We start from the raw sequence: 22,771 nt of genomic DNA, 5'->3' as shown, positions 1-22,771 counted from the left end.
CGCCGGTCAGGCGTAGCGGAACCGGGCCTCGCCCAGACCTTCGATCGCCACCACGCAGTCCTGACCCGGCGCGACCGAGCCCACGCCTTCGGGCGTGCCGGTCATGATGAGATCGCCGGGGCACAGCGACACCAGCCGAGACAGATGCGACACGATCTCGGCCACGCTCCAGATCATGTCCGACAGATCGGCCTCCTGCCGCAACTCTCCGTTCACCTGCGCGGTGATCCGGCCCTTGGACGGGTGGCCGATCTCCGAGGCGGGGTGGAGCGGCCCGAGAACCGCCGAAGCGTCGAACCCCTTCGCCATGTCCCAGGGGCGACGCATTTCCTTGGCTTCGGCCTGCAGGTCGCGCCGGGTCAGGTCGTTTCCCACGCCGTAGCCCCAGACGTGCTCGAGCGCCGTGTCGATCGCGATGTCGGCGCCGCCGATCCCGATCAGCAGCACCAGCTCGGCCTCGTGATGCAGATTGGAGGTGGCGGGGGGGTAGGAAAGCGTCGCACCAGAGGCGACGGCGGCGCTCGCGGGCTTGGTGAAGAAGAACGGCGGCTCGCGGTCGTCATTGCCCATTTCGCGCGCGTGGGCTGCATAGTTGCGCCCGACGCAGAAAATGCGGTGTAGCTCGACCTCGAGCGTCGGGTCGGTGGTGGCAAAGCGCCGCGGGGCAGGGGGGATGACGGCAAGTCGGGTCATATGGGCTCCGGTTCTGGGCGCGGTCATCAAACGCGCGCGCAGGCCCGAAAACAAGACGGCGCCGCGTTCCGGGAGGAAGAACGCGGCGCCGAAGGGGTCGTGACGAGCCCGGGAGGAGAAGGCTCAGGACGGCCCGATCATGAAACACATCGCGCCGCGTGCCTGCAGGCGGCGGCAGGCCAGATCGGCGGCCTCGTTGGTGAGACCCATGAAGTTGGCGTCAAAGCCACCCGCGCGCTGGGTCACCCGCCGCAGCGCCCCGTCGAGCGCGCCGGGCTCGTTGAGCGCGGTCTGGATCAGGACCCGCTCGGCCGAGCCGCGGCTGTTGAAGCGACCGACGTTGATGCCCCAGAGCCGGCCACCCGAGGTCGACACGCGGGTCACCACCTCTGGCACCGCCTGCATCCGCGACGCATCGACCGGCGCGATCGCGGCGGCGGTCATGATCATCTCGGTCGGGCGGGCTTCGGGCGTGGTGTCGGCGGTGATCCCGGCCTCGGCGAAAAGCTCGGCGGTGGCGGGGGCCATGTCGCTCAGATCCGTGATCGGGGCGGTGGGGGCGGGAGCAGCGGCAACCGCGACGCGGGCCGGGGCCACCTCTTCCTGTGCGGCAGCCGAGGGCGAGGCGGAGACGAGCAGCGCCGCGGCGAGCGCGTCCTCGATGCCCGACGCGGTGGCGACCAGCACCGGAGCGGCGGCAGTGCCCGGACGCTGCTGCGGGCGCAGGCTGCGCTTGACCACGCCGGTCACGCGGATCGTGTGCGCCCCGGTGGTGGGGCCGAGCGCCGGGGTGGCGGCGACGAGCGCCGGGGCCTGCGTCGGTGCTGCCTGACCGGGCTGGCTGGCAAAGCCCTTGTCGAGCAGCTTCATCACCTGCGCGTTGCGGTTCGCGGTCGAGGTGCCGCCGAAGACCGTGGCAATGATCCGGCGGTCGCCGCGCTGCGCCGAGGCCACGAGGTTGTAGCCCGCGGCATTGGTGAAGCCGGTCTTGATGCCGTCGGCCCCTTTGTAGGCGTCGAGGAAGCGGCGGTTGGTGTTGTTGACCTGCGACATGCCCGCATCGGCCGAGCGGCGCGAGAACAGGTTATAGTATTGCGGGAAGTCATAGATCATGTGGCGGCCCAGCACCGTCATGTCGCGCGCGGTCGACAGGTGACCGTCGGAGGTCAGGCCGTTCATGTTCACGAAGTGGGTGTTGCGCATGCCCATCGCCTGCGCGGTCGCGTTCATCCGCTTGGCAAAGCCCTCTTCGCTGCCCGAGATGGCAAAGCCGATCGCGGTGGCGGCATCGTTGGCCGATTTCACGGCCGCGGCGCGCAGCAGGTAGCGGAACTTGATCTTCTGGCCGGTGCGCAGCCCGAGCTTGGAAGGGGGCTGTGCCGCGGCGCGGGAGGGGATCGTCACCTCGGAATCGAGGGAGATTTCGCCGCGCTGGATCGCGTGGAAGGCGATATAGAGGGTCATCATCTTGGTCAGCGAGGCGGGATGCAGACGCGTGTCGGCATTTTCCTCGTGGATGACGGCCCCTGTCTTGGCGTCCACGACCATCGCCGCGTAAGGCGCGGCAAGCGCGCCGGTGGCGATGGTGATACCCGCCGTAAGGGTAGTGACTAGAAACAGCCCGATCCGGGCCGTCCGCAACAGACGACTGCTCACGTGATTGCCCTTTGTTTTGCCTCGCGGATGACCGTCTTCATGCGGGCACCTCAATTATGTCTCAATATGTATCATAAACGTGGCGTCACTAAAATAGATATGTTTCCAAATACTTTGCCCGTTGTCCTCAAGCATCGCACGAAGCTGCCGCGCGCGACTCGCCCTATACCGAAGGAGTGCAGCGCCGACAGGGGCCTGGGCCGGGATCTTTGCGGGGCGGACGTGGCGCGAAAGCCGCAGGCAAGGGTTTCCTTTGCGGGATCAGGCGCAAAGTTCGGCAACCATCGCGGGTAGAGCCGCGAGGCTGTCGATCCGGCGGAATCGCGGATGCGCCTCCGGCGCCTCGGCGTGCTCCAGCTCCCAGGTCGTCTCCGATGGGACATGTACGCCCCAGCCTCCCGCTTCGATCACCGGCAGCACGTCGGATTTCAGCGAATTGCCGACCATGACGGCGCGGTCGGGTCGGATCGCGTGGCGGGTGAAGATGGCGGCATAGACAGGCGCGGTCTTGTCCGACACGATCTCGACCGCCTCGAAAGCCTCGCCCAAACCCGATTGCGCCAGCTTGCGTTCTTGGTCGAGCAGGTCGCCCTTGGTGACGAGCACCAGCCGGGCCTCGCCCGACAGTGCAGCGATCGCCTGCTCGACACCGGGCAGAAGCTCGATCGGATGCGCCAGCATCTCGCGGCCCAGATCCATGATCTCGGCGATCGCCGTGGCGGGCACGCGGGCCTCGCTGACCTCGATCGCGGTCTCGATCATCGACAGCACGAATCCCTTCACCCCGAACCCATACCGCCCGAGGTTGCGCCGCTCGGCCGCGAGCAGCCGCTCACGCAGGCGATCCTCGCCCGCGTGATCGCGCAAAAGCTCGACGAAACGTGCTTGGGTGGAGCGGAAAAACCGCTCGTTGTGCCACAGCGTGTCGTCTGCGTCGAAGGCGATGGTCCAACGATCCGGCATCTGTGGCGCTCCACGGCAAGGGCCGGGCTTTTCACCGGGCACGGGGCGCATATATAACGAAGCGAGAGCGGGATTGGCAACGAGACGCGGAGCCCAAGCCGAGATGGCCGGAGAGCGGATGACGATGCAAGGCACGACGACGCAGATGGTGGCGCGGATGGCGGCACGGACGACGGCGAACAGGGCGGCGAACAGGGCGGCGCGCATGGCGGGGCCGGGCGACGATGGCGATGGCGACGACCTCACCGGCGTCAAGGTCGAGACTCGCCCCAAGACCAAGCGGCCTCCGCTCTACAAGGTGCTGATCCTCAACGATGACTACACGCCGATGGAGTTCGTCGTGCATGTGCTCGAGCGGTTCTTCGGGCTGAGCCATGCGCAGGCCTTCGAGATCATGCTCACCGTGCACAAGAAGGGGCTCGCCGTGGTCGGCGTGTTCTCCTATGAGATCGCCGAAACCAAGGTGGCGCAGGTGATGGATTTCGCCCAGCGGCACCAGCACCCGTTGCAATGCACGATGGAAAGGGAATAGGGGCCCCGATGCCCTGTTTTCACCCCCTGCCTTCGGAGTCCCCATGGCCGATGCCCGACTGACCACCGCGATCGAGAGCGGCGCGCTCGTGCTGCCCGAGGGCACGATCCTCGCGCTGCGTCCCGCAGCCGACGTCGATCTTTCGGCGTTGCCCAAGGATCGCACCCTTATCCTGCACGGCTTTCGCCCCGACATCGACGCTTGGGAGGCGCAAGGCTGGAGCGTGCCCGCACCCGAGGCCGCGCCTGAACCCGCCAGCGCCGCCGTGGTCTTCGTGCCGCGCTCCAAGCCGCTGGCCCGCGCCATGCTGGCCCAGGCGGCGCGGCTTGCGCCGATGGTGATCGTCGATGGGCAAAAGACCGACGGCGTCGACAGCCTGTGGCGCGAGATGCGCGCGCGGGTGGGCGATCTGCCTTGCGTGACCCGCGCGCATGGCCGGCTGTTCTGGTTCGACTCCGCCTCGGTTGACCTGTCGGACTGGGCCGCGCCCGCGCCCTCCGAGGTCGACGGCGGCTTCGTGACGCAATGGGGGGCCTTTTCGGCCGATGGGCCGGACCGGGGCTCGCAGATGCTGGCCGCCGCCCTGCCCAAGAAGATGCCCTCGCGCATGGCCGATCTCGGCGCGGGCTGGGGCTATCTGGCGCGCGTGGTGCTGGAGCGCGACGGCGTGAAGTCGATCGACCTGATCGAGGCCGAGACGCTGGCGCTCGAATGTGCGCGCCGCAACGTCACCGACCCGCGCGCGGCCTTCCATTGGGCCGATGTCACGCGGTTCAAGCCCGGCCATCTTTATGACGGGATCGTCTCGAACCCGCCGTTCCACGTGGGCCGCGCCGCCGATCCGGCGCTGGGCCGTGCTTTCATTCTGGCGGCGGCGCGGATGCTGGCCCCGTCGGGACAGCTGTGGATGGTCGCCAATCGGCACCTGCCCTACGAGGCGGCGCTGCGCGACAGCTTCCGCTCGGTCGAGGAGGTCGGCGGCGACGGCACCTTCAAGCTGTTCCACGCGATCCGGCCTCTCAAGCCCACCGACAAGAAACCCCGCTGACACGTTCCTTTCCCCGGAGACCGTCATGAGCTTTTCCATCGCCGGCAAGACCGCGATCGTGACAGGGGCGGCGCATGGCGTCGGCCTCGCCATCGCGCGCGCCATGGTCGAGGCGGGCGCCAACGTCGTATTCGTCGACCGCGACGAGGCCGCGCTCGAGCGCGAAACGAGCGTGTTGCGCGAGGCCGATGGCCCGGTGCGTCACTTCGCGGGCGACCTGCGCGAGCGTCTGACCATCACCAACCTGCTGTCGTTCACCATCGACGCCTTCGACCGCATCGACATCCTTGTCAACGCGGCGCGGCAGGTGCGAATCTCGGACCCCTTCGACGCGGAGGACGATTCGGTCGAGCGGCTTCTCGATCAGAACCTGATGTCTGCACTCCGGCTGAGCCAGGCGACGGCGCGGCGCATGATCAAGCAGGCCGACCCCGAAAGCGAAGCGCCGCTGGGCTCGATCATCAACCTCAGCTCAATTGCGGCGCGCCTCACCCATCCGCAGCTGCTGGCCTATTCGGTGAGCTGTGCCGCACTGGACCAGATGACCCGCTCGATGGCCGTGGCCTTGGCGCCCAAGCGCATCCGCGTCAATGCCGTGGCCTTCGGCTCGGTGATGAGCGCCTCGCTCAAGCAGTCGTTGTCCGATCATGACGAGATCCGCGAGGCGATCCTGCAATGCACCCCGCTGGGCCGCATCGCAAGCGCCAGCGAGGTGTCGGACGCGGTGCAGTATCTCGCCTCGGACGCCTCGGCCTTTGTCACGGGCCAGGTGATCACCGTGGACGGCGGGCGCAGCCTGATCGACCCCAGCCACGTCGCCGCGCACTAGGGTCGAGCCGCGCCGCCCCCAAAGGGCTTACTGGGGGTAGCGCGCCACGCATTGCGCCTTTGCCGCGCTTTCGGCACGGGTCAACGCCTCGCGCCGCGCCAGAAGCTGGTCGAGCTTCACCTTCTCGGCCTCGATGTCGATGGTCACCGGCACGCGCACATCCTCGGCGGTGGTCTTGTCGCAAAAGCGGCGACCGATCGAGCCATCGTTGCGCCGGAACTCGCACAGCTCGCGGCGGGTGCGCAGTTCTTCGCGCTCTTCGATCGCATAGCCGCGCATGACGTTGCCACGGGTCTGCGAGATCAGCGCATCGATCACCCGACCTTGGCGACCGACCGAGGACAGACAGCTCTCGCGCGGGGTGGCGCAGGCAGCGAGGGTCAGGGGCAGCAACAGAAACAGGGCGGTACGCATCGTAGATCTCCGGTCGATTCGGTCGGGGGCCAGCGGGTCGCATGGCGGGTCGCTGGAGAGAATGCTAGACGCTCCGGATATTCAATAGCAGGGGGCAGGCATGACGTCGCAGGCCATGACATCCGAGAAAGAACAGGCGTCGGACTGGTTCGCCGCGCTGCAAGGCGAGATCTTCGCCGCCTTCGAGGCGCTGGAGCAGAACCATTCGGAGGGCCCTCTGTCCGAACAGGCGCCGGGCCGCTTCGAGGTGACGCCGACCAAACGCACCGGTGACGAGGGCGAGGACGCGGGCGGTGGGCGCATGTGCGTGCTGCGCGGAGGCCGGGTGTTCGAGAAGGTCGGCGTCAACATCTCGACCGTCTACGGCACGCTGGGGCAGGCGGCGCAGGCCTCGATGGCCGCGCGCGGCGTGCCGGGCATCGCGGAGGACCCGCGGTTCTGGGCCAGCGGCATCAGCCTCGTGGCGCATATGCAAAACCCGCATGCTCCCGCCGTGCACATGAACACGCGGATGTTCTGGACGCCCGGCGCGTGGTGGTTCGGCGGTGGCGCCGACCTCAACCCCTGCATCGAATACGCCGAGGACACCGCGCATTTTCACGACACGCTGAAGGCCCATCTCGACCCGCACGGGGCCGATCTCTACCCTCGCCTCAAGGCCTGGGCGGACGAGTATTTCTATATCCCGCACCGCAAGCGCGCGCGCGGCGTCGGCGGCGTCTTCATGGATGATCGCTGCACCGGTGACTGGCGCGAGGATTTCGCGCTGACCCAAGACATTGGCCGCGCCTTTCTGCCCGCATGGCTGCCACTGGCCGAGGCGCGCCGCGCCATGCCGTGGAACGAGGCCGACAAGGACGCGCAGCTGCGCCACCGCGGCCTCTATGCCGAATACAACCTCGTCTACGACCGCGGCACCAAGTTCGGCCTTGCCACCGGACACGACCCGGACGCGGTGCTGATGAGCTTGCCGCCGCTGGCGAAATGGGTGTGATCTTCCAAGGGCTTTGACCGCTCGCCCGCGCCCGTGTCAGATGGGGGCGGGGAGGATCGCGCCATGGTAAGAGACGAGACCGACGCACGGCGCGAGCTGACCGCAGCCGAGATCGGGGCGCTGGCGCATCTTTGGCGCGGCGAGGTCTACCGCTCGACGATCTGGCGCACCCGGCTCGACACCACGACCAACTGGGCGGTGGTGACGCTCGGGATCGCGCTGTCGATCGCGTTTGCCTCGCGCGAGGCCTCGCCTCTGCCGCTGGTGCTGGTCGGCATCCTGATCCTGTTCTTCCTGATGCTGGAGGCGCGGCGCTACCGCTACTTCAACGTCTGGCGCGCGCGCTGTCGCTGGATGGAGACGCATTTCTACGCGCCGCTCTTGCAGGATGGCGATCTGCGGCTGGGCGAGGGCTGGCAGAGGGAACTGGCCGAGGATTACTGGGTGCCGCGCTACCACGTGTCGTTCCGGGTCTCGGTGGGCCGTCGCATCCGCCGCAATTACCTGTGGATCCTGATCATCCAGGCTGCCGCCTATATCGGCAAGCTGATCGTGCATCCAACGCCGGTCGAGAATTTCGAGATGTTCGTGGACCGTGCCGACATCGGCCCGGTGCCGGGGCTGATCGTGCTGGTGGCGGGGGCATTCTACGTCTTTGCATGGACCGGTTGGGCCCTGCAAAGCTGGCACCACGACCGGCGGCGCTGGGGCTCGACCCAGCGCCCGACCGGCATGGGTTAACGCGTCTCGCGCAGCGTCTCGATCATCAGCGCCACGTTCTCGGGGTCGGCGTCCGGCGTGATGCCGTGGCCGAGGTTGAACACATGCGGCCCCTTCGAGAAGGCATCGCGGATGCGCCGGGTCTCGTCGATGAGATCCTGACCGCCGGTGACCATGTGGCGGCTGGCGAGGTTGCCCTGCACGCAGGCGATGGGTTGCACGTGCTCGGCCGCCCATTCCGGGCTGACCCCATCGTCGAGCGCGATGCAATCGGCGCCGATGGCGCGCGCGGCATCGACGAAACGCGCGCCTGCGCCGCGCGGGAAGGCGATGACCGGCAGGCCCGGGTGCCGCGCCTTCAGCTCGGAAGTGATCCGGGCCATCGGCGCGATGGAATAGCGGTCGAGATCGTCGCCCTTGAGCGAACCGGCCCAGCTGTCGAACAGCTTGACCACCTCGGCACCCGCCGCGACCTGCGCCGAGAGATACTCGATCGTGGCCTCGGTGATCCGGTCGATCACCGCCTCGAACTCGGGCCGGTTCTCGTCCTTGAGCGCATGCGCCGGGCCCTGATCCGGCGTGCCGCGCCCGGCGATCATGTAGGTGGCCACGGTCCAGGGCGATCCGGCAAAGCCGATCAGCGTCGTCTCGGAAGGCAGTTCGCGCGCGAGGATCTTCACCGTCTCGTAGACCGGGGCGAGGTGCTCGTGGATCGCATCCGCCGGTTTCAACGCCGCGACGCCGCCCTTTTCCATGATCGGCGAAAGCCGCGGGCCTTCGCCGGTAACGAACCACAGATCGAGGCCCAGCGCCTGCGGCACCAGAAGGATATCGGCGAAGAGAATCGAAGCATCGAAGCCATAACGGCGGATCGGCTGCAGCGTCACCTCGGCGGCCAGCTCGGGGTTGTAGCACAGCGACAGGAAGTCTCCGGCCTTCGCGCGCGTTGCGCGATACTCCGGCAGATAGCGCCCCGCTTGCCGCATCATCCAGATCGGCGGCACGGGCAGGGTTTCGCCCGCAAGGGCGCGCAGCATGAGCTTCGACGGGGGGGTGGGGGCATGGGTCATGTCACCTCGTCCCGCCGCGGGGGGGCAAAGTCAAGCCGGACGGGGCGCGACGGGCGGTCGCGGTTGCCGTGCGCCCGGCCCGCGCGTAGAGATTGGCGCATGACCCGCGATCTTCCCTCCCCCGCCAAGCCCCTGCGCATCGGCACCCGCGGCTCGCCGCTGGCGCTGGCGCAGGCCAACGAGACGCGCGGCCTGTTGGCCCACGCCTGGGACCTGCCGTTCGAGGCCTTCGAGGTGGTGATCATCCGCACCACCGGTGACCGCGTGATCGACCGCCCCCTGAGCCAGATCGGCGGCAAGGGGCTGTTCACCAAGGAGATCGAGGACGCGCTTCTCGACGGCGGCATCGACATCGCGGTGCATTCGATGAAGGACATGCCGGTCGCGCAGCCCGGCGGGCTGGTGCTCGACGGCTACCTGACCCGCGAGGATCCCCGCGACGCCTTCGTGAGCCTGAGCCACACCGCGATCCCGGATCTGGCCCAAGGGGCGACGGTCGGCACCTCGAGCCTGCGGCGCAAGGCGCAGATCCTCGCACGGCGTCCCGATCTGAACGTCGTGGAGTTTCGCGGCAACGTGCAGACGCGGCTGAAGAAACTCGAGGATCGCGTGGCCGAGGCGACGTTTCTGGCCATGGCCGGTCTGAACCGGCTCAAGATGGACGAGGTGCCCGCTCGCGCCATCGGCACCGACGAGATGCTGCCCGCCATCGCCCAAGGCGCCATCGGCATCGAACGGCGCGGCGCGGACAGCCGCGTGGCAGCGCTTCTGGAGCCGATCCACCACGAGGAGACGGCGCAGCGCCTCGCCGCCGAGCGCGCCTTTCTCGCCGCCCTCGACGGCTCGTGCCAGACGCCGATCGCGGGGCTCGCGGAGCTGTCGGACGGCAGGCTGCGCTTGCGCGGCGAAATCCTGCGCCCCGATGGCTCGGAGGTGCTTGAAGACGCAGGCGACTGCGTCATTGCCGACGGCGCGGCGCTGGGCCACGAGATGGGCAAGCGGCTTCTGGGCCGGGCCGGGCCGGGCTTCTTCGCGGAGTAACACGTGACCGGATGGCCACTGGCATGACCAACGCTCCCACCCTCCGCATTCGTGGGGCCGAACCCTCCGATGCCGAGGCCCTCACCGCGATGGCGAACCTGCCGGGCGTGCGACACGGCACGCTGAGGCTGCCTCATGATCCTCAAAGCCGGATCGAGCGTCGCCTCTCGGCCGACTCGGGCGACCATTTTCTCGTCGGGGTCATCGAGCGGGAGGGACATGACTCCATGATCGTCGCTCACGGCGGGCTGATGCGATGCGGGCGGCGCCGCGCGCATGTGGGGGAGGTGCTGCTCATCGTCCATGACGATCATGTCGGCCGGGGCTACAGCACCGCGATCCTCGGCGCGCTTCTCGACCTCGCCGACAACTGGCTGGGCCTACAGCGCCTCGAACTCGAGGTGAACGCCGACAACCTCACCGCGATCCGCCTCTACGAACGGCATGGTTTCGAGGTGGAGGGGACCAAGCGGGGCGACGTATTGCGCGCGGGTTTGCTGATCGATTCGCATGTCATGGGGCGACTGCGGGAGACTCCGCGCCGGGCAGAGGCGCGCGCGGAGAGGTGACCGTTGGGTCATAGGCCCAAGCCCCTCGCACGAGATAGCTCGCCCTTTGCGTCGACAGGCCGAGCTCGGGGGCGCGGGACGCCCCCGCTGTGATCTGCGGGGGGCAGGGGGGCCTTGCGGCCCGATCAGACGGGCCGGTCATTCTGCCGCTGCAATACGGCCCATATGGGCCACGCGTCGCGATCTCCCCGGCCCCCCGGAAGTCACTCCATCATCGGCTCCAGTTCGGCCTCGGTGGTAAAGAGGTAGTTGTCGCCCGCGTTCTGGTGGCACGCAATGCAGCCAGCCTCGGCGTTCTTGCCCACCAGACCCGCCAGCGCCATGCCATCGGGGGTCATGTCGAGCGTGCCGTCCGGCAGGTATTTGGCATAGAACCAGTTGCCGGTCTCGTCGTCATACCCCGCCTCGCGCCGGTACATCACCGTCACCGCGCCCAGATGTTCCGCGGGGGCCCCCAGCACCTCGTCGACCGAGACACCCTCGGGGCCGTAGTTGCGCTTGACCACCAGCGCGCCGTCGTGTCCGTCGATGGTCGCGCGGGAATAGAAGGTCTCGAGCATCATCCCGTGCGGGTCGGTGCCAGGATAGGGGAAGGACATGATCGCACCCTCACCGGCGAGGTTCTGGTCCACCATCGCCTGCCAGACCTGCGCGGCGTAGGCCTGATCCTCGTCGCCGCCGAACATCGCCGCATCCTGCGCCACCGCCGCGCCGGCAAGGCCCAGACCCAGCACCGCCGCCATCTTGAACGTCGTTTTCATCGTTACCTCCCTCATTACCGAATGAGATCAGCCTACGCGTCCGTGGCCGGGGCGGTGGTCACTTCGAGTCACGACTGCTCGACGTGTTGTAACCTTTGGACACGCGTGGGTGAGAGCCATGACGGTAAAACCGTGCTAGCATCGCCCTATCCGGATGACCCCGCCGCGGCGCATCCGATCCGGGCGGGGCCGTCCCTTGGCGATCAGGGAGGACGGCATCATGGCAAAGACCGACGGACATATCGACAAGACCATCGGCAACCCGCTCAGCTGGGCGGGGCATATTCTGGGGGCAGGTTCGCATCACTTGGGCGAGGGCGCGCGCGAGACCATCGGTCGCGACACCGCACCGATCCGGCTACGACGCATCGACACCGCGGACCTCAAGGCGGCGCTGCGCGCGGGATACGAAGATTTCAAGGCGTTCCGATCCGACGTGATCTTCCTGTGCGTGGTCTATCCACTGGCCGGGCTGGTGCTGATCCGCTTTGCCATGAACGCGAACCTGTTGCCGCTTCTGGTGCCGTTGATCACCGGTTTCGCTCTCTTGGGACCGGTTGCCGCCGTCGGCCTCTACGAGATGAGCCGCCGCCGCGAGGCGGGCGGGCATCCGAACTGGGGCGCGGCCTTCAAGGTGGCGGAATCGCCATCGGCCATCGCGATCCTGACGCTGGGCCTCGTGTTTCTGGCCATCTTCGTAGTCTGGATGCTGGCGGCCTGGATCCTCTACGCGGTCACCTTGGGGCCGGAGCCGCCGGTCTCGATGGGTGCCTTCTTCAGCGACACGCTGACCACCGGCCCGGGCTGGGCGATGTCGATCATCGGCACGGGCATCGGCTTCGTGTTGGCCTCGGCGGTGCTGGTGATCGGCCTGATTTCGTTCCCGCTCCTGCTCGATCGGCACGTCGGCGTGCGCCGCGCGGTCAAGGCCTCGGCGCAGCTGGCGCGCGAGAACCCGCGCACCGTGGCGATCTGGGGCGCGATCGTCGTGGTGGGGCTCGGTCTCGGCATGGCGACGCTGATGGTCGGGCTGATCTTCGTGCTGCCGATCCTGGGTCACGCGACATGGCATCTCTATCGCCGCGCGGTCGATCCTGCGGTCGATCCCGCGGACGTATAGCGCATGACGCAAGGCGCGGGCGATTGCCCGCGCCGTCGCTCACGCCCCGAGGATCGCCACCGCCTCATAGGGGCGCAACTCGACCGTGCCGGTCAGCGCTCCGCGATCCGCGTAGTTGGCGCTGAGGCTCCGCCCCGTGATCGCGAGGCCCTCGGGCACCTCGACCGGCACCGTTTCGCCGGTGAAATTGGCCAGCACTGAGATCCGCGCCCCCGCATGGCGGCGCGCATAGGCGATGACCTTCGGGTGGTCTTCGAGGTAGGGCGTGAAATCACCCTCGCGCATCACCGCCAACTCGCGGCGCAGATCGGCCAGCTCGCGGTAATGCGCAAAGATTCCGTCCGGGTTCGCCCGATCGGCGGCGACGTTGATCGTGGCGTGATTGGGGTTCACCTCGATCCACGGCTCGCCAGTGGTGAAGCCCGCCTGATCACCCGCGTCCCATTGCATCGGCGTGCGCGCGTTGTCGCGGCCGTTAGAGTTGGCCCCGGCGAGGAAATCGCCCGGCGTCACCCCGGCGGCGGTCTGGATCCGGTGAAAGTTCAGCGTCTCGATGTCGCGAAACTGGCTGATGTCGGTAAAGGAGACGTTGGTCATGCCGATCTCCTCGCCTTGATAGATGTAAGGCGTGCCCTTCATCATGTGCAGCACCGTGGCGAGCATCTTGGCCGACGCGATGCGGAAACGCCCCGTGTCGCCGTATTTCGACACCGCGCGCGGCAGGTCGTGATTGCTCCAGAACAGCGAGTTCCAGCCGTCGTCGGCCAGCGCCACCTGCCACTTGGTCATCACCCGCTTGAACGCCACGAGATCGAAGGGCTTTGGCTTCCACTTGCCATGCACCTCGTCCCACCCTTGCACGATATGCGCGAACTGGAACACCATCGACAGCTCGTTCGTGGTGCGGCCCGAGTAGAGCAAAGCGCCCTCTATGGTCGCACTCCACGCCTCGCCCACCGTCACCACGTCGCGGCCCTTGAGGGTGGCGTCATGCATTTCGCGCAGGAACGGATGCAGGTCCGGCCCGTCGGCGGTGATGCCGGCGTCGGGGTCCTTGCCGATCAGATCGATCACATCCATCCGGAACCCGGCCACGCCCCGGTCGAGCCACCAGTTCATCATCTCGTAAATGGCATGACGCAGCTCGGGGTTCTGCCAGTTCAGATCGGGCTGCTTGCGGTCGAACAGGTGGAGGTAATACTGGCCCGAATGCTCGTCATAGCTCCATGCGGGCCCGCCGAAATTCGACTGAAGATCGTTGGGTGCGCCACCGTCCGGGGCCGGGTCGCGCCAGACGTAATAGTCGCGGTAGGGGTTGTCGCGGCTCTTGCGCGCCTCTTGGAACCACGCGTGCTCGTCCGAGGAGTGGTTCACCACGAGATCCATGACGATGCCGATGCCGCGCTGCTTCGCCTCGGCGATGAGCCGGTCCATGTCCGCCAGCGTGCCGAACTCGGGCGCGATGTCGCGGTAGTCCGAGATGTCATAGCCATTATCGGCCATCGGGCTGCGATAGACCGGCGACAGCCAGACGAAGCCGATCCCGAGATCGGCGAGATGGCCGAGCTTCGAGATGATGCCCGGAATGTCGCCGATGCCGTCGCCGTCACTGTCGCAAAAGCTGCGCGGATAGATCTGGTAGGCGGTGGCGGCGTGCCACCAGGGGGAGGTTTCGCTCATGCGCAATCCTTGGGCCGCGGGCCTGTCTGGGGTCGGTTGGGCATAGTCTCACCCCGGCAAGGCCGGGACGCAAGCGCTTGCCGAAGCGCTTTGGAGCGCCTCCGCGCCATTGCGCTGGGCCTTTGCCCCTTCCCGATCCGGGCAAGTCAGGCGCCCCGAGGGATGCAAACGGGCGTGGCGCTTCGGAATGCCGGAAGCAGACGATCCACGTGAAACGCCGCCACCTCTCGGGCGGCGGTACTCAGACCGGCAGCCGGGCGATAAAGACGGTGCGGTCGATGGTCGAGGTCAGATCGAGCGTGCCGCCATGGGCGCGGGCGATCTCGAAGGCGATATAGAGCCCGAGACCAAGCCCGTCGCGGGGCTGGCCGGAGGCCTCGCGGCGGGTGAAGGGGCGAAAAAGCTCGAGTTGCAGCTGCGCCGGGATCGGATCGCCCTGATTGGCGACCTCGATCACCAGCTCTGCCGCCTCGATCCGCGCCGTCACTTCGATCTCGGTGCCTTCGCGCCCGTAGGCCGCGGCGTTGGCCAGAAGGTTCGACAGCATCTGACCAAGACGCGCCCGGTCGGCGAGGATTTCGCAGGGAATGTCGATCCGCCGCAGAATCGAGCGGTCCGAGACCACAGCGATCTCGTCGATGACCTGCGACAACAGCGCCTCGGCGTCGCCGATATGCGCGGGCCTGATCGGGATGCCCTTGCCCAACCGGCCCCGCGCGAAATCGAGGAGGTTGGCGATGATGCCATCCATCCGCCGCGTCGCCTCCTGCATCTGCCGGATCATTCCGGACTGCGCGGGCTCGGTCGCATCGCGCGCCAGCCTGCGCAGTCCGGCATCGACCGCCGCGACCGGGTTGCGTAGGTCGTGGCCCACCACGGCGATGAACTGCTCGCGCAGCGCCGCCGTCTCGCGCTCGGCGGCAAGCGCGCGGCGGTCGCGCTCCTGCTCCTCGGCCTTGTCGCAGGCCAGACCGATCAGCTCGGCAAAGAGCTGGAACATGCCGAGCGTCTCTGGCGTCTCGACCCGGCGCGGTTCGGGGTCGATGGCGCACAGCGTGCCGAACAGGCTGCCGTCGCCGCGCAGGATCGGCACCGAGATGTAGCTGCGAAAGCCATAGAGCTTAGGCGTGGGATGGTCGACGAACATCGGATCGGACTGCGCGTCGTTGAAGACGGTGGGCTGGCCGCAATCGCGCACTTCGCGGCAGATCGTGGTGCCCACCGACAGCTCGTCACCGGGCTTCAGCCCGAAGTTCACCTCATCGCGGGCCGCGCAGGTGATCCAGCGGTCCTGCGTCACCCGCGCCACCGCGACAAAACCCATGCCGGTGGTGCGCGCGCAGATGTCGAGGATCAACGGCACTTGCGACAGGGTACCGACAAGGTCGACGTCACGTTGATACGGATCTTCGAGAGGCATGACGTCACCAGATGAACTCAAGGGGAACATGCCCGTTCGGTTGCATGGGCGCAACGGCTGCGACCGAGCCGAAAGCGCACCCATCCGATTGCTGAGATCGCATGACCCGGCTAGCGTCGCCCGCGCAGGGAGCCGGGGAGGAATATGATGCGGGAAGAGGCAGGACAGGCACCATTGGCCGGGCTCAGGGTGATCGAGCTGGCGCGCATTCTCGCCGGGCCTTGGGCGGGGCAGGTGCTGGCCGATCTCGGCGCCGAGGTGATCAAGGTCGAGGCCCCCGAGGGCGACGACACGCGCCGCTGGGGCCCGCCCTGGATCGAGGTGGAGGGCGACCGCTCGGCGGCCTATTTCCATGGGTGCAACCGTGGCAAGAAGAGCGTCACCGCCGATTTTCGCACGCCCGAGGGGGTGGCCCTCGTCCGGTCGCTGATCGAGGGCGCCGACGTCGTGATCGAGAACTTCAAGGTCGGGGGTCTGGCAAAATACGGCCTCGACTACGACAGCCTCCGCGCCGCGAATCCGGCGCTGGTCTATTGCTCGATCACCGGCTTCGGGCAGGACGGGCCCTATGCGAACCGCGCGGGCTACGACTTTCTCATTCAAGGCATGTCGGGGATCATGGATCTGACCGGCGCGCCGGACGGTGAGCCGCAAAAGATCGGCGTCGCCTTCACCGACATCTTCACCGGGCTCTACTCCGTCATCGCGATACAGGCGGCCCTTGCGGCGCGCGAGACGACCGGGCGGGGTCAGCACATCGACATGGCCTTGATGGATTGCGCGACCGGCGTGCTGGCCAATCAGGCGATGAACTTCTTCGCCACCGGCGACGCGCCGCGCCGTCTGGGCAACGCGCATCCCAACATCGCGCCCTATCAGGTGTTCTCGGCCTCGGATGGCGACCTGATCCTCGCGGTCGGCAACGACGGGCAGTTCCGCCGGGCCTGCGGGGTGCTGGGCCTCAACGAGCTGGCGAGCGATCCGCGCTTTGCCTCGAACGGCGCGCGCGTGGAGAATCGCGCGGCGCTCACCGGGGCGCTGGGCACGGCCTTTGCCGCATGGGGCCGCGACGCGGTGCTGGCCGCGCTCGAGGCCGCGACCGTGCCCGCCGGGCCGATCAACCGCGTCGATCAGGTCTTTGCCGACCCGCAGGTCATCGCGCGCGGCCTTCGGATCGATGCGCAGGGCGTGCCGGGCCTGCGCAGCCCGATGCGGTTCTCCGAAAGCCCGCTTACCTTGGATCGCCGCGCGCCCACCCTTGGCGAGCATGACGCGAAGGACACGCCCCAAGGCACCACTTAGGGCCGGGTCTGGCGCGCGGGGCAGGAGGGCGGCTAGACCGGAGGCACCCCAGCGGAGACCGATATGCGCGCGCTCGTCCTTGCTCTGGCCTTCGGGTTCGCCGGTCCGGTTTTGGCCTCGGCCGATACGCTCGGTTGGGGGCGGATCTTCTCCAACGACTATGCGGGCGACGGTCACGACCGCTGGCGCTCGGGTTCCTTCGCGCTGTCGATGCTGCGCGGGCAGGGCTGGGACGGCGCGCCGCCGCCCGCGCCCGGCGCACTTGCCGAACTGCGGTTTCGCACGGAGGTGATCGCCCCCGCCCGCACTCGCGATGGGCGCGACGACCGGCCCTATGCGGGGCTGTTGGCGTTCGGTCTCTTCGGGCACCAGTCGTTCGGGCCGATAGAGGGCAGCTTTGGCGGCGAGATCATCGCCATCGGCCGCTCGACCGGCGTGGCGGCGTTTCAGGAGCGCGCTCACGAGATCCTCGGCTTCGATCTGCCGCGTGGCATCGACCGGCAGCTTGGCGACGCGCTGCATCTGCATGCGCAAAGCGAGTTGGTCCTGCCCATGCACATGACCCCCGGCCTGACGCTGCGCCCCTTTCTGGCCGGTGAATCCGGCTCCGAGGAGATCACGCGCGTCGGCGTCGATGCGATCTGGGGCAACATCGGGCATGGCGACCTGTGGCTGCGCGATCCGGTGACGGGCCAGCCCTACCGCGGCATCGAGGCCGAGACGACCGGCCTCGCGCTCGTCGCCGGGGCCGACGCGGCATGGGTGGGCGACAGCGTGTTCCTGCCCGATCGCGAGGCGCAGGATCGCCGCCGCGCCCGGATCGGTCTGCACTGGCAGCCGGGGCCGCAGGTGCGGCTGTTCTACGGGCTGACATGGTTGTCCGAGGAGTTCGAGGGCCAGCACGAGGCGCAGGTTCTGGGCTCGCTCAAACTCGAATTCGGCTACTAGGGCGGGGCGGTTGACTCCGCGGGGCCTCGCTGTATAAGCCGCCCGTCCCGGGTCCTCGCGTCCCGGGGTTTTCATTGGTGTTGGCGGACCCCGCAAGGGGATCCCTGTCGGGAGGCGGCTGCAAGGTCGTCCCAGAGGACAACGCCCTTCGAACCATGGCCCCCAAAGGGCCGATAGAAGGAGATCAGAGAGTGACCAAACGCACCTCTGCCAAGTACAAGCTCGACCGTCGCATGGGCGAGAACATCTGGGGCCGTCCGAAGTCCCCGGTGAACCGCCGCGAATACGGCCCCGGCCAGCACGGTCAGCGCCGCAAGCAGAAGCTGTCGGACTTCGGCATCCAGCTGCGCGCCAAGCAGAAGCTCAAGGGCTACTACGGCGACCTGACCGAGAAGCAGTTCCGCCGCATCTACGGCGAAGCCGAGCGCGTCAAGGGCGACACCGGTGAGAACCTCGTGGGCCTGCTCGAGCGTCGCCTCGACGCCGTGGTCTACCGCGCCAAGTTCGTGCCGACCGTCTTCGCCGCCCGCCAGTTCGTGAACCACGGCCACGTGACCGTGAACGGCAAGCGCGTGAACATCCCCTCCTACCGCGTCAAGGAAGGCGACGTCATCGCCGTCCGCGACAAGTCCAAGCAGCTCGCCGTGATCCTGGAGGCCATCCAGCTTCCCGAGCGCGACGTGCCGGACTACCTCGAGGTGGACCACTCCAAGCTGACCGCGACCTTCGTGCGCACCCCGGCGCTGGGCGACGTGCCCTACCCGGTGATGATGGAGCCCAACCTCGTCGTCGAATTCTACGCCAAGAACTGATCCGGACAACGGATCGAGGGACGGCTGGGGCCGCGCGGGACACCGCGCGGCCCTTTGTTCATTCGGGGCAAGGCGTTGCGGGGATCGTATCCCCAAGACGGCCCCTCGCGCGTCTGCGGCGGCGTGCCGCCGACGGGCGGGGGCGGGGGCCGCGCATGACGCTGGAAACCACCTTCGCCCCCCGTTATGCAGACCCGGTCGAGAGGAGCGCAGACAATGACCATCACCCCGCAGCCCGGCATCATGGACATCGCCCTCTACGTGGGCGGACAGAGCAGGCTCGAGGGCCATGCGAGCCCGCTGAAGCTCTCGTCCAACGAGAACCCCTACGGCACCAGCACCCGCGCGCTGGCCGCCCTTGAGCGCTCCGCCGCGACGCTGCACCGCTACCCTTCGACCGACCACGCCGAGCTGCGTGACGCCATCGCCGAGATCCACGGCCTCGACGCGGACCGCATCATCTGCGGCGTCGGCTCGGACGAGGTGCTGCAATTCCTCGCCCAGTGCTACGCTGGTCCCGGTGACGAGGTGATCCACACCGAGCACGGCTTTGCCATGTATCCGATCCTCGCCCGCGCCGCAGGCGCGACACCGATCGAGGTGGCCGAGCGCGAGCGCGTGGTCGATGTCGACGCGATCCTCGCCGCCTGCACCGACGCCACGCGGATCATCTATCTGACCAACCCCGGCAACCCGACCGGCACGATGATCCCGATCGCCGAAGTGGCCCGTCTGGCCGAGGCCATCCCTGATCAGGTGATCCTCGTGCTGGACGGTGCCTATGTCGAATTCACCGAAGATTACGACGGCGGCGCCAAGCTGGTGGAGAGCCGTGAGAACGTCGTGATGACCCGCACCTTCTCCAAGATCCACGGTCTTGGCGGTCTGCGGATCGGCTGGGGCTACGGACCGCGCGCGATCATCGACGTGCTCAACCGCGTGCGCCAGCCCTTCAACCTGTCCAACACACAGCTCACCGTGGCCGAAGCCGCGCTGCGCGACGAGGGCTTCACCGAGCATTGCCGGGCCGAGAACGCGCGGCTGCGCGACTGGCTGCGCGACAAGCTCCTCGGCCTTGGCATCGCCTGCGACGAAAGCCACGCCAACTACGTGCTGGCGCGCTTTGCCGACGAAGCCGAGGCGGCGGCCTGCGACGCGGCGCTGCGCGCGGACGGCATCCTCGTGCGGCGCGTCGGCGGCTACGGCTTTCCCGAAGGCTTGCGCATCACCGTGGGCGACGAGGCGGGCTGCGCGCGCGTGATCGACGCCATCACCCGCTTCAAGGGCACGGCATGAGCGCGCCGGTCTACGACCGCGTCGCGCTGATCGGCCTCGGTCTCATCGCCTCGTCGATGGCGCATGCGATGCGGCGCGCGGGCCTCGCGGGCGAGATCACGGGCCACGCCCGCTCGTCCGAGACGCGCGCCATCGCGGCCGAGATCGGTCTTGTCGACCGGGTCTGCGAAACCGCCGCCGAGGCGGCGGAAGGTGCCGATCTCGTGGTGCTCTGCGTGCCCGTGGGCGCGATGGGCGCCGTGGCCGAGGAGATCGCCCCGGTGCTGAAGCCCGGCGCCACTGTCTCCGACGTGGGCTCGGTCAAGAAGGCGGTGATCGAGGCGGTCGCGCCGCACATCCCCGAAGGCGTGCATTTCATCCCCGCGCACCCGCTGGCGGGGACCGAGCATTCGGGGCCGCGTTCGGGCTTCGCTGAGCTCTTCGACAACCGCTGGTGCCTGATCGTGCCCGCCACACCCGACACCGACGAGGCCGCCACGGCGCGGCTGTCGGCCCTGTGGGAGGGGATGGGCGCGCATGTCGACGTGATGGATGCCGAGCACCACGACCTCGTGCTCGCCGTCACGAGCCACACGCCGCACCTCATCGCCTATACGATGGTCGGCGTGGCCGACGACCTGCGCCGGGTCACCGACAGCGAGGTCATCAAGTATTCCGCCGCCGGTTTCCGCGACTTCACCCGCATCGCCGCCTCGGACCCCACCATGTGGCGCGACGTGTTCCTGACCAACAAGGAAGCGACGCTTGAAATCCTTGGTCGCTTCACCGAGGAGCTCTTTGCCCTGCAACGCGCGATCCGCACCGGCGACGGCGATCACCTGCACGACTATTTCACCCGCACCCGCGCGATCCGCCGCGGCATCATCGAGGCGGGGCAGGACACGGCGGCGCCGGACTTTGGCCGTGGCGCGTCGCGCACCGACAAGACGGAGCACCGAGGATGAGCCGGGCAGGCTGGCCGCTGGCCGCGTTGCTCGTGGCATGGCCGATGACACTTTCGGCGCAGGATCTGGCCCCTCAGACCGCGAGCCGCCCGATCGGGCGTGCCGCCGAAGCCACGTCAAAGGCCCCCGCTGCCGCCGAGGTCGCGGCAGAGGCTCCCGCCAAAGAGGCCTCCGCACCCATGGCGCAGGTCGCAGCAGCGCCGGGCCAGCCGACGACCGTCTCGCGGCCCCGCGCGCGTCTCTCTTCGACCGCCGCTTCAGCCTCCGTACCGGACCCTGAGCCCGAAACGGTCCCCGCCATCATTGCCAGCGCCTCGCCCGAGGCGGTCGCTACCGCGTCGCGCCCCGAAGAGCGCCCCGCCGCCGTTGCCGCGTCGATTGCCAGATCGCAGGTTGTCTCGGCCCCCGCTGCCCGCACACCGCCGCCCGCCGATACGACGGGGGCCTTGTGCGGCGTGCCGGGGCTCGAGGGCGCGCGCATCGCACCGGTGACGGGGGCTGGCGCCTGTGGCATCGAGGCCCCGGTTCGCATCACGGCGGTGCACGGCGTGAAGATCCTGCCCGTGGCGGTGGTCAATTGCGACACGGCGCGCGCCTTGGCCGGATGGGTCGGCCAATCGGCCAAACCCGCTCTTTCGGCCACCGGTGGCGGCCTTGCCGTGCTGCGCACCGCCGGGAGCTATGTCTGCCGCTCGCGCAACAACGAGCAGGGCGCGCAGCTCTCCGAGCACGCCTTTGGTCGCGCCATCGACATCACCGCGCTGGGTCTGCGCGACGGGCGTCAGGTCTCGGTGCAGTCGGACTGGAACAGCCGGGGCGCGGGACCGGCGCTGCGCGATCTGCACAAGGCTGCCTGCGGTCCTTTTGGCACCGTGCTCGGGCCCGATGCCAACGCGGCGCACCGGGACCATTTCCACTTCGACACCGCCTCGAACCGCAGCCCCTACTGCCGTTAACGCAACAAGGGCGCGGGTCCGAGCGGGATGAAGCCGAGCCGCATCATCCCGCCCGCGAAGGTGATCGGCGCGGTGAGCACCTCGCCTTGGGCCATCGAGCCCAGCGCGCCGCGCAGCAGCGAGGATTCGGCAAGTGGCACGCCCGCCTGCGCCGCGAGATCCAAAAGCGTGTCCCAGCCGGTGATCTCCAGCACCACCTCGCCTTCGGGCGCGCCGTCGGGGCCAACCTCCAGCGTGCCGCGACCCTGTGCCCGCACCGGGCCCCAGTCGAGCGCCAGATCGCGCAGATCGATGCGCTCGATCCGGGCCGGGGCGCCCGAGAGTGTCAGCGGAGCGTCAAGCCCGAGGTCCGCATCAAAGGTCAGCGCTGTGATTTCGGCGGGCAGGTTCCCGGAGGGATCCCACGCCCCGCGCCACGCCTCTGGCACGGCGATCCCGGTCGCCTTGGCATAGGCGTCATAGCCGTTCACCGACGCGCCCTCGCGCAGTGCCGCCAGCAGCGTCGCGATGCGCGTCTCCCAACCTTGCGACGAGGCGACCGCCAGATCGCTGGCCTCCGTGGTGAACTCGGTCAGGGGCAGCGTTTCGCCGATCTCGACTGCGCCCGAGGCGCGCGGGCCGGTCACCGTGATGTCGAGGTCCTGCCCGGGGATAGAAACGCGGTGCGTCTCGTCCGCTGCCACGATCAGCCGGTTCGGCTGATAGCTCTGCGCCACCACCCTGAGACGCGGGCTCTGCCAGCCAAAGGTGCCGTTGGGCGAGACCAGCGATAGATCGCGCAGATCCAGATCGAAGCGGTAGGGAAAGCCGCCCGTGCCGTCGGTGGCGTAATCGACCTGCCAACCCGCCGTGCGCAGCTCCTGCGTCAGATCCGCGAGCCGCGCGTCGACGGCGCGGCTGCCCCAGATCCACCAGCCGCCGAAGGCCAGTGCGACAAGTGCCACGAGAATGAGGATGAATCGCATGTATTTAGGCCCTTTCGCCCGCTCAGGATCGGGTATTT

At 68.2% G+C, this 22,771-nt stretch carries 23 protein-coding genes; 14 read left to right on the top strand and 9 right to left on the bottom strand.

What is annotated here, in order from left to right:
* Window positions 1-6 precede the first annotated feature (6 nt).
* The 3 genes from AADJ02_RS03885 to AADJ02_RS03875 form a co-directional block, all read right to left on the bottom strand.
* A complete protein-coding gene (locus AADJ02_RS03885) occupies window positions 7-693 on the bottom strand; it encodes a fumarylacetoacetate hydrolase family protein (RefSeq protein WP_341211672.1) in 687 nt (228 codons plus the stop codon).
* Window positions 694-816: 123 nt separating this feature from the next.
* The gene (locus tag AADJ02_RS03880; protein WP_341211825.1) at window positions 817-2,241 is read right to left on the bottom strand and encodes a D-alanyl-D-alanine carboxypeptidase family protein; all 1,425 of its coding nucleotides are present in this window, start codon (window positions 2,239-2,241) and stop codon (window positions 817-819) included.
* A gap of 369 nt (window positions 2,242-2,610) precedes the next feature.
* Window positions 2,611-3,312, bottom strand: coding sequence for an HAD family hydrolase (locus AADJ02_RS03875; RefSeq protein WP_341211671.1), 702 nt, complete (start codon window positions 3,310-3,312; stop codon window positions 2,611-2,613).
* Window positions 3,313-3,517: 205 nt separating this feature from the next.
* Between AADJ02_RS03875 and clpS the strand changes: the two genes are divergently transcribed.
* From clpS to AADJ02_RS03860, 3 genes are read left to right on the top strand one after another with little or no spacing between them, the layout of a single operon-like run.
* Complete coding sequence (clpS, locus tag AADJ02_RS03870) at window positions 3,518-3,844, top strand: ATP-dependent Clp protease adapter ClpS (RefSeq protein WP_341211824.1); 327 nt, start codon at window positions 3,518-3,520, stop codon at window positions 3,842-3,844.
* Window positions 3,845-3,887: 43 nt separating this feature from the next.
* Complete coding sequence (locus AADJ02_RS03865) at window positions 3,888-4,892, top strand: methyltransferase (RefSeq protein ID WP_341211670.1); 1,005 nt, start codon at window positions 3,888-3,890, stop codon at window positions 4,890-4,892.
* Between the two features lie 25 nt (window positions 4,893-4,917).
* A complete protein-coding gene (locus AADJ02_RS03860; protein WP_341211669.1) occupies window positions 4,918-5,721 on the top strand; it encodes an SDR family oxidoreductase in 804 nt (267 codons plus the stop codon).
* Between the two features lie 27 nt (window positions 5,722-5,748).
* Here the strand turns inward: AADJ02_RS03860 and AADJ02_RS03855 are convergent, their stop codons facing one another.
* Window positions 5,749-6,135: a hypothetical protein gene (locus tag AADJ02_RS03855; RefSeq protein WP_341211668.1), complete on the bottom strand. Its 387-nt coding sequence runs from the start codon at window positions 6,133-6,135 to the stop codon at window positions 5,749-5,751.
* 100 nt (window positions 6,136-6,235) lie between these two features.
* On the opposite strand from AADJ02_RS03855, the gene hemF reads away from it, so the two are divergent.
* Both hemF and AADJ02_RS03845 read left to right on the top strand, forming a co-directional pair.
* Window positions 6,236-7,129: an oxygen-dependent coproporphyrinogen oxidase gene (gene hemF, locus AADJ02_RS03850; RefSeq protein ID WP_341211667.1), complete on the top strand. Its 894-nt coding sequence runs from the start codon at window positions 6,236-6,238 to the stop codon at window positions 7,127-7,129.
* Window positions 7,130-7,192: 63 nt separating this feature from the next.
* Window positions 7,193-7,870, top strand: coding sequence for a DUF2270 domain-containing protein (locus AADJ02_RS03845; RefSeq protein ID WP_341211666.1), 678 nt, complete (start codon window positions 7,193-7,195; stop codon window positions 7,868-7,870).
* On the opposite strand, the gene hemE is transcribed toward AADJ02_RS03845, so the two are convergent.
* Entirely contained in the window at window positions 7,867-8,919 is a 1,053-nt protein-coding gene (hemE, locus tag AADJ02_RS03840) for a uroporphyrinogen decarboxylase (protein WP_341211665.1), read from the bottom strand. The genes AADJ02_RS03845 and hemE overlap by 4 nt on opposite strands.
* Before the next feature lie 99 nt (window positions 8,920-9,018).
* Between hemE and hemC the strand changes: the two genes are divergently transcribed.
* Window positions 9,019-9,960, top strand: coding sequence for a hydroxymethylbilane synthase (gene hemC / locus AADJ02_RS03835; protein ID WP_341211664.1), 942 nt, complete (start codon window positions 9,019-9,021; stop codon window positions 9,958-9,960).
* 23 nt (window positions 9,961-9,983) lie between these two features.
* A complete protein-coding gene (locus tag AADJ02_RS03830; RefSeq protein ID WP_341211663.1) occupies window positions 9,984-10,529 on the top strand; it encodes a GNAT family N-acetyltransferase in 546 nt (181 codons plus the stop codon).
* A gap of 203 nt (window positions 10,530-10,732) precedes the next feature.
* Here AADJ02_RS03830 and AADJ02_RS03825 read toward each other — a convergent pair whose 3' ends face one another.
* Entirely contained in the window at window positions 10,733-11,290 is a 558-nt protein-coding gene (locus tag AADJ02_RS03825) for a cytochrome P460 family protein (RefSeq protein ID WP_341211662.1), read from the bottom strand.
* A gap of 220 nt (window positions 11,291-11,510) precedes the next feature.
* On the opposite strand from AADJ02_RS03825, the gene AADJ02_RS03820 reads away from it, so the two are divergent.
* A complete protein-coding gene (locus AADJ02_RS03820) occupies window positions 11,511-12,410 on the top strand; it encodes a DUF2189 domain-containing protein (protein ID WP_341211661.1) in 900 nt (299 codons plus the stop codon).
* A gap of 39 nt (window positions 12,411-12,449) precedes the next feature.
* On the opposite strand, the gene AADJ02_RS03815 is transcribed toward AADJ02_RS03820, so the two are convergent.
* Window positions 12,450-14,090, bottom strand: coding sequence for an alpha-glucosidase (locus AADJ02_RS03815; RefSeq protein WP_341211660.1), 1,641 nt, complete (start codon window positions 14,088-14,090; stop codon window positions 12,450-12,452).
* 241 nt (window positions 14,091-14,331) lie between these two features.
* Window positions 14,332-15,510, bottom strand: a complete 1,179-nt coding sequence (locus tag AADJ02_RS03810) for a GAF domain-containing sensor histidine kinase (RefSeq protein ID WP_341211659.1) — start codon at window positions 15,508-15,510, stop codon at window positions 14,332-14,334.
* Window positions 15,511-15,657: 147 nt separating this feature from the next.
* On the opposite strand from AADJ02_RS03810, the gene AADJ02_RS03805 reads away from it, so the two are divergent.
* From AADJ02_RS03805 to AADJ02_RS03780, 6 genes are all read left to right on the top strand, one after another.
* Window positions 15,658-16,812, top strand: coding sequence for a CaiB/BaiF CoA-transferase family protein (locus AADJ02_RS03805; RefSeq protein ID WP_341211658.1), 1,155 nt, complete (start codon window positions 15,658-15,660; stop codon window positions 16,810-16,812).
* Window positions 16,813-16,875: 63 nt separating this feature from the next.
* On the top strand, window positions 16,876-17,760 hold the full coding sequence (locus AADJ02_RS03800; RefSeq protein ID WP_341211657.1) for a lipid A-modifier LpxR family protein: 885 nt from the start codon (window positions 16,876-16,878) through the stop codon (window positions 17,758-17,760).
* 191 nt (window positions 17,761-17,951) lie between these two features.
* The gene (gene rpsD / locus AADJ02_RS03795) at window positions 17,952-18,572 is read left to right on the top strand and encodes a 30S ribosomal protein S4 (RefSeq protein WP_341211656.1); all 621 of its coding nucleotides are present in this window, start codon (window positions 17,952-17,954) and stop codon (window positions 18,570-18,572) included.
* A gap of 216 nt (window positions 18,573-18,788) precedes the next feature.
* Window positions 18,789-19,868 (top strand): histidinol-phosphate transaminase, encoded by a 1,080-nt coding sequence (hisC, locus tag AADJ02_RS03790; RefSeq protein ID WP_341211655.1) that lies wholly within the window; start codon window positions 18,789-18,791, stop codon window positions 19,866-19,868.
* Window positions 19,865-20,812: a prephenate/arogenate dehydrogenase family protein gene (locus tag AADJ02_RS03785; RefSeq protein WP_341211654.1), complete on the top strand. Its 948-nt coding sequence runs from the start codon at window positions 19,865-19,867 to the stop codon at window positions 20,810-20,812. Before hisC ends, AADJ02_RS03785 begins: the two co-directional genes overlap by 4 nt.
* Window positions 20,809-21,768, top strand: coding sequence for an extensin family protein (locus AADJ02_RS03780; protein WP_341211653.1), 960 nt, complete (start codon window positions 20,809-20,811; stop codon window positions 21,766-21,768). The genes AADJ02_RS03785 and AADJ02_RS03780 overlap by 4 nt, the downstream gene beginning before the upstream one ends.
* On the opposite strand, the gene AADJ02_RS03775 is transcribed toward AADJ02_RS03780, so the two are convergent.
* Complete coding sequence (locus AADJ02_RS03775; protein ID WP_341211652.1) at window positions 21,765-22,733, bottom strand: DUF2125 domain-containing protein; 969 nt, start codon at window positions 22,731-22,733, stop codon at window positions 21,765-21,767. The genes AADJ02_RS03780 and AADJ02_RS03775 overlap by 4 nt on opposite strands.
* Window positions 22,734-22,771: the final 38 nt, after the last annotated feature.

Origin of the sequence: uncultured Limimaricola sp., assembly GCF_964022235.1 — a bacterium.
Lineage (GTDB): Bacteria > Pseudomonadota > Alphaproteobacteria > Rhodobacterales > Rhodobacteraceae > Limimaricola.
This window is presented reverse-complemented; position numbering and strand designations above follow the sequence as displayed.